3 protein-coding genes and 1 pseudogene are annotated in these 3,923 nt (G+C 61.0%); 1 reads left to right on the forward strand and 3 read right to left on the reverse strand.

Features of this window, described 5'->3' with window-relative positions:
• Positions 1 to 33 precede the first annotated feature (33 nt).
• Positions 34 to 207 carry a hypothetical protein gene (locus H7841_17925; protein ID MEO5338739.1) on the reverse strand — a complete coding sequence of 58 codons (174 nt, stop codon included), beginning with the start codon at positions 205 to 207 and terminating at the stop codon, positions 34 to 36.
• 389 nt (positions 208 to 596) lie between these two features.
• Between H7841_17925 and H7841_17930 the strand changes: the two genes are divergently transcribed.
• Complete coding sequence (locus tag H7841_17930; protein MEO5338740.1) at positions 597 to 1,016, forward strand: hypothetical protein; 420 nt, start codon at positions 597 to 599, stop codon at positions 1,014 to 1,016.
• 109 nt (positions 1,017 to 1,125) lie between these two features.
• On the opposite strand, the gene H7841_17935 is transcribed toward H7841_17930, so the two are convergent.
• Together H7841_17935 and H7841_17940 are read right to left on the reverse strand one after the other, a co-directional pair.
• Positions 1,126 to 2,661 carry an ankyrin repeat domain-containing protein gene (locus tag H7841_17935; GenBank protein MEO5338741.1) on the reverse strand — a complete coding sequence of 512 codons (1,536 nt, stop codon included), beginning with the start codon at positions 2,659 to 2,661 and terminating at the stop codon, positions 1,126 to 1,128.
• Between the two features lie 891 nt (positions 2,662 to 3,552).
• Positions 3,553 to 3,720: pseudogene (locus H7841_17940) on the reverse strand (ATP-binding protein).
• Positions 3,721 to 3,923 lie beyond the last annotated feature (203 nt).

Below are 3,923 nucleotides of genomic sequence, written 5' to 3' on the forward strand. Positions count from 1 at the left end.
ACGGCCACGATATCCGTGCATGCGTTCGCCTATTCAGTTCACCGTTCCGCCCCCGCCGTGCAGTTGCGGATCGTAAGGGGGAACCAGGACGCCCATGGCCTGGGTCAGCGCGTGGGACAGGTCGGCATCGGGGGGCACGATCAGCGTGACCTCGGACAGGGCGACTCCTTCCGAGCACAGGACGACCTGGAGCAGCGCCGGGAACATCTCAACCGTCACTTCGGCGTCGAGTTGAAGCGAGCGCCGGCGGTGAACGCGTTGCGGACGGTGCTCCAGTCGCTGGAGACCGCCCCCCCTGGAAGCGGTCTTCCGTCGGCATGCCAAGGGCCTGCTGCCCGAGGGCGAGGGAGGTGGGGAAAGGGTAGTGGTGGCCCTCGACGGCAAGGCGTTGCGCGGCAGCTTCGACCACATCCATGATCGGAAGGCGGCCCAGACCTTGACGGCCTTCGCCAGCGAGGTGACCACCAGCCAGTTGTGGCCTATTCCAAAGTCTCGGGGCTTTCGGCAGGATCGTCGTTACTCCCGAGAGCGCAGCCAAGTTTCACCTCCAGGAAGCCCCGCCCATGGACTTTGTCGCCTAGACCATCAGGTTCCTCGTGGCGTCGGCGATCATATTCTTCGTCATTCGCCCCCTCGTCATCGTGGCGATCTCCCAGGCCAGGCGTCCGACCGGGGCGCCGCCACACCCACCCGCCGTCCCGCCAATGCCCCTTCCTGGCCGGCGAGTCCTCCTTCTTGCCGCCGGTCTGGGGGCGGCTTCGAACGCCGCCTTGCTTCTCCCGGTACCGCCGGCCGGCCACGATTTTCATTTTCTGGCGGAAATCACAGATCTCGGCGTGATCGCGTTCCTGGCCGTCGCTCTTTTGGTTCGCCCAGCCCTCCTCTTGGGGATGGCAAAGGTATCGGCCTTGGTCGCGGGCGTGGATCCAGCGCTGGCACCACCCGGCCCTTTTCCGCTAGGCCGATGGCTGGTGGGCTTCCTGGTTCTGGTCGGCCTGGCCGTCGGCTACCTCTAGACCTGGGCCTTTCTCAGCAGCCTTCCGGCCGCCTGGAGCCCATCCTTGGGCCATCCGTTGATCGCCCCGCGCTTCACCGATGTTCCGGGCACGCCCCCTTGGTCGCCCCCTATGGCATTTCAGTCGAGCCTCTTTCCGTGCAGGTCGCGCCGAAGACCCGGTATGGGAACTGAACGAAGGTCACTGACGTCTTGAAGACGCTCAGCACCTTGTCATCAAGGATGATCGAGCTGGTCTCTCCGCCATAGAAATTGACGTCCCAGGCAAAATTCTCGCCGCTCACCTCTTCCGTCCGGCCATGCAGGACATAAAGGGTTTGCAGTTGCCGATGTTTCCGCGACTCCGGGTCCGCCCCGTTTTGGAAGTTGATCTTGATGGTTCCGGAACCGGCCCGAACCTCGCAGTAAGGGACGACACGATTGTCGAACAGTGCCTTCAGCTTGTTTCCGCGCGCGGCGGTTGGTCCCGCCTCGTAGGCCTTCAGATAGGGATGAAGCAGGCCGTAAGTGCAATAGTTGTCGCCATTGAAGGCCAGGAATCTGCCTCCGCCCTTTGCCTTGTACTCCTCACAGGCAAGGCCCTGGTTGAACCAGGCGTTCGCGCGCGTCTTGTCGTCCACCTGGCTTTCGATGAGGTGCCGGGACGCCTCCAGCGACTCGCCGAATTTGCCGTTTTTCATGGCGATCAGGGAAAGATCGGATAAGGCCCGCGTATTGTCCGGCTGTAGCTGCCTGGCCAGCGAGATGGCGAGATAGGCTTGAGCCACATCGCCCTTCCGGTAGGCCGCTTCCGCCTTGATCACATAGCCGGCGGCTGTTTCGGCCCTTTGCTCCGGCGGGAGCGGTGCCAGCCATTTCTCGATTTCGGCGATCCTCTCCTCGGGAATATTGGGATTCTTCTCCGCCGCCGCCGGGGCCGTGTAGCGGTGCAGCCAGTCAAGGGGCGTCTCCTCGGCCATCGGATAGCTACGATGGTTTTTCGCCGTGACGAAGGCCTGTGCACCGCTGTCGAGCAGCAGCCGGATCAGTTCCGGCGACGCGTTGCGCACCGCGTAGTGCAGCGGAGTTACATTGAAGGTCTGCAAGGTATAATAACAGTTGTTGGCAGGACGAATCGTCACCGCGTTGACGTCGGCGCCCTGTTCGATCAGCAGTCTTGCCGCCTCAATCTGGTTGTGTTGGGCGGCATGCATGAGGGCCGTTTTCCCGAAATCATTGGCGTGGTTGGGGTTGACGCCCGAACGCAGAAGAAAACTCAATGCTTCTGGATGCCCGATGGCGATGCTCAGGATCGTCTCTCGCGACCCGGGCCCTCCCCCCCAAAGGTTCGTCTTGGCGTCAAGCTGTTCCCCATCAAACGGGATGGCACGGACGAAATCGATGTCCCGCTTCTCAAGAATGGCTTTCCTCAGAGCCTGTTCGCCAGTCGCAAACGAGGGGTTATACTGGTAAAAGCGAATTCCCAGGCTCACCGCACCTTTGAGGGCATCGGACGCCAGTTTCGTCGCGGCGTCAGGCGCCCAGCCGTTTGCCCTGTGAAAAAAGGCAGCCAATTGGCCGGTCGTTGCCCGCAGTTGTTCCTGGAATTGGTGAAACGCGCGGTATTCCGAGATGCCGAGCAATGACCATTGCTCCAAATTTTTCATGTCATTCTCGAAACTGCCGTCGACATCGGGGCCAATGCTTTTTTCGGAAAGATTCCAGGGGCGATAGAGCACTTCCTGAAGAGCCTCGCGAACCCTCTCATTCCAGCGCCAATGCGTATTCATGGACCCACAACTGCCCGCCCCTCGCGTCAAGCCTTCCACCTTTTGGCGCAATTCCCCAAGGGATTTCAAAAGCACGCCATCGCGCAGAAGCTCCGTTTCGGGCACCTTCTCCGGGGCAGTCGCAATTCGGCAGGCCGGCGCCCAACGTCCTTCGGGGGCCAGCCTATAGATCATGATCTCGCTCTCGGGTCCCGCTGAGCCGGAGATGGCAAAGAGATAGACGCCATCCTTGGAAGCCCTCGCGATCGTAACGCTGTAGCTAACGGCTGGGGGCGCGCTTCCGGCCAACCTGACCAGATAGGCATGGTCGCGTGGCTCCGGAAAGGGTTTATCGGAAACCAAGGATTGGTTGGTCTCACAGGCACCGCCGCAACCAGAGTGGTTCAGGTAATCGAGATAGTAGGTCTTGCCAAATGCTTCGATCTCGCCCGGGGATATGCCGCCGACGATCTGCCAGTCCAATATCTTTCCGGATTCCCTATATCCGTAACCCTGAACGCCGTAGGCCTCGTTGAGACTCGAACCCGAAAAGAATTTCTTCCGTGCATCCTGCAACAGTTCCGCACAGGCGGAATCGTTATTTTCCGTCAGCCTGGGCTTGAACCATGACGATGTCAAGTCAAGGGTCCCCCCAAATGCCGATCCCGGCCCACAAGCCAGAACGACCAGGGAGATCAGGGATCGTATGGCTCTCCACCCTGAAGCAAGGCATCTACGGTTGGTGCAAAGTTCTGACTCCATCTGCCCCCTCCTCATTTTGCCGGTAGTCCGTCCCGGCGCCAGGCGGCGGTAGGACAGGGCCTCGGCGATGTGGATGCGGCGGACTGGTAGTACGCCGCCCTCCAGGTCCGCCAGGGTGCGGGCGACGCGCCGGACCCGATGGTAGTCGCGGGCGGAAAGGCGCAGGCGGGCGGCGGCCTTCCGCATCAATGCCCTGAACCCAAATCACGCCTTGGCATATCGGGTCACATGACGAGTACTGAACAGCCAAAGGTCGCTCTTGGTTTCGGCGGTATCCTCGGACATGATGGCACTCCCCTCCTCATGCGCGTCCCCCGACGCGCACCGCCATCAATATATCTCTTTCCATGTCACATGTCCAAAGGCGACTTCTTTGGATATACGTTCATCGACACGGC

This window comes from Magnetospirillum sp. WYHS-4 (genome assembly GCA_039908345.1).
Taxonomy (GTDB): domain Bacteria; phylum Pseudomonadota; class Alphaproteobacteria; order Rhodospirillales; family GLO-3; genus JAMOBD01.

What these genes read in the sequence shown, in the direction of transcription:
- H7841_17925 (MEO5338739.1), bottom strand. Translation starts at nt 207, where the DNA reads ATGTTCCCGGCGCTGCTCCAGGTCGTCCTGTGCTCGGAAGGAGTCGCC.
- H7841_17935 (MEO5338741.1), bottom strand. Translation starts at nt 2,661, where the DNA reads ATGAAAAATTTGGAGCAATGGTCATTGCTCGGCATCTCGGAATACCGC.